This window comes from Mesorhizobium sp. M5C.F.Ca.ET.164.01.1.1 (assembly GCF_004792125.1).
Lineage (GTDB): Bacteria > Pseudomonadota > Alphaproteobacteria > Rhizobiales > Rhizobiaceae > Mesorhizobium > Mesorhizobium wenxiniae.
Genome location: NZ_SRTG01000387.1, coordinates 1 through 319, shown reverse-complemented (window position 1 = coordinate 319; position 319 = coordinate 1). Strand labels below are relative to the sequence as shown.

At 67.4% G+C, this 319-nt stretch carries 1 pseudogene; it reads left to right on the top strand.

Annotated elements, in window-relative coordinates:
* Window positions 1-82 precede the first annotated feature (82 nt).
* Window positions 83-319, top strand: a pseudogene (locus tag EN807_RS33925) (KamA family radical SAM protein); the annotation flags it as partial.

Genomic DNA, 319 nt, shown 5'->3' with positions numbered 1-319 from the left:
TACCAACGGCAGGGACATGCAGTTGACCCGGCCGGCCATACGCTCGATAGCTGCGCGCGAACCGCTGCCGAGCAACTCCCCGATGACGACAGACGCCAAATTCAACGACATGAAGGCAAGCGATCAGCGCGCCGCCGATCCCGCCTGGCAGGACGATGTCCGCGCCGGCGTGCGCCATGTGCGCGATCTCGCCGCGCTGCCGCTGTCGCCCGCCGAGCGCGCGGCCGCGCAGGAAGCCGCGGTGAACCACAAGGTGCGCATCCCAAAACCCTATCTCGACCTTATCGACTGGAACGACCCGAACGACCCGATCCGCGCG